Origin of the sequence: Halomonas sp. 141, assembly GCF_002810305.1 — a bacterium.
Classification (GTDB): Bacteria; Pseudomonadota; Gammaproteobacteria; order Pseudomonadales; family Halomonadaceae; genus Vreelandella; species Vreelandella stevensii.
The window spans coordinates 1-1,421 of record NZ_PINZ01000097.1 but is presented as its reverse complement, the minus strand read 5'-3'; the positions used below and the strand labels follow the sequence as shown (position 1 = coordinate 1,421).

At 55.5% G+C, this 1,421-nt stretch carries 1 protein-coding gene; it reads left to right on the top strand.

Features of this window, described 5'->3' with window-relative positions; genetic code table 11:
• The first annotated feature begins 99 nt into the window (after nt 1-99).
• Nucleotides 100-1,122 carry an IS110 family transposase gene (locus CWI66_RS17435; protein ID WP_016914199.1) on the top strand — a complete coding sequence of 341 codons (1,023 nt, stop codon included), beginning with the start codon at nt 100-102 and terminating at the stop codon, nt 1,120-1,122.
• Nucleotides 1,123-1,421: the final 299 nt, after the last annotated feature.

The following is a 1,421-nucleotide window of genomic DNA, read 5'->3' as shown; positions in this document are numbered from 1 at the left end:
GTGGGAAATGGGATGGACCCGTCCCTCTGTGCCAAGATGAAGAAGCACTTCATCTAACGTGCGCAGGGCACTGACGGCATCTTGAAAGAGGATCCATCCATGAACAACATTAGCATTGTGGGTATTGATCTTGCCAAGCATGTTTTTCAACTTCATGCAGTTGATGACAGTGGTCATAAAGTGTTTAGCAAAAAGGTCAAACGTGATCAGTTGAGAACAGTGATTGCGAACCTTCCACCCTGTCTCGTGGCCATGGAAGCGTGTGGCTCCGCTCACTATTGGGCGCGAGAAATCCGCCAGCTGGGTCATGAGGCGCATCTGCTCCCCCCGCAGGCCGTCAAACCGTTTATTCAAGGCCATAAAAACGATGCGCGTGATGCCGCCGGTATTGCGGAAGCGGCAGCCCGTCCGGCGACACGGCGCGTGGCGGTGAAAACGCAGGAGCAACAGTCACTACAAGCCCTCCACCGGGTGCGCAGCCGCCTTGTGCGCGCTCGGACGGCCGTTGGGAATGAGTTGCGTGGGCTGTTAAACGAGTTTGGCATCATTGTGGCCCAAGGCCACCGCGTCATCCGACAAGGCGATATACGCCGATTGCTCGACGAGCGTCACACTCAGCTGGGTATGGCTTTATGCGATGTCATGCATGACCTCCTGGATGAGTGGCAAGCACTCGACACACGCGTCGCCGAATACGATAAACGGCTCGGCGCGTATGTCCAGGCCACGCCCAGCGTGAAGCAGCTGATGAGTGTGCCAGGCATTGGTCCAGTCAATGCCACGTTGCTCTTCAGTCATATGGGGGATCCCCGGCGCTTCCCCAATGGACGGCAATTTAGCGCCTCGATTGGCCTGGTGCCAAGACAGTACTCAAGTGGCGGCAAGAACGTCCTGAAAAGCATTACCAAACGCGGCAATAGCGAGGTGCGCCGTCAACTGGTTCATGGAGCGAGAGCGGCGTTGAGGCAATTTCAACGTCAAGAGCACCCCGACCGATTGGCGCAATGGATCATCCGATTGGCGGCACGGGTAGGTCAGCGTAAGGCGATTGTGGCCCTGGCGAACAAAATGGCGCGAATTTGCTGGTCGATCCTTGCGCATCAACGCACTTATCAAGCATAGAAAAGTGAGGCAGCTGCCTCGACGAGGCCCTTGGAAAAAAGTCATATTGTTGTGTGAAGTAAGCACACCCGAGGTTGCGTGAGTAAGACAATTGATGGCACACAGGTAAGACCGACTCTCTGTCACTCTGTAAAGCTCGGAGGCCCAATGAGAGGCCGCGTGGGAGATTAAGAGCAGAGAGTGCGCATTCCATCAGGGCCAGATAGCAGCGCTATCATCAAAGGCCGGATATAAGCGTGCAGTCCTCATCCGTGTCCATCTCATGGCTTGCTTGCTCAACGGGACGGGTCCATATAAGG

Bases quoted from the DNA above. Each gene is read 5' to 3' on its own strand.
- CWI66_RS17435 (WP_016914199.1), top strand. From the start codon at position 100: ATGAACAACATTAGCATTGTGGGTATTGATCTTGCCAAGCATGTTTTT.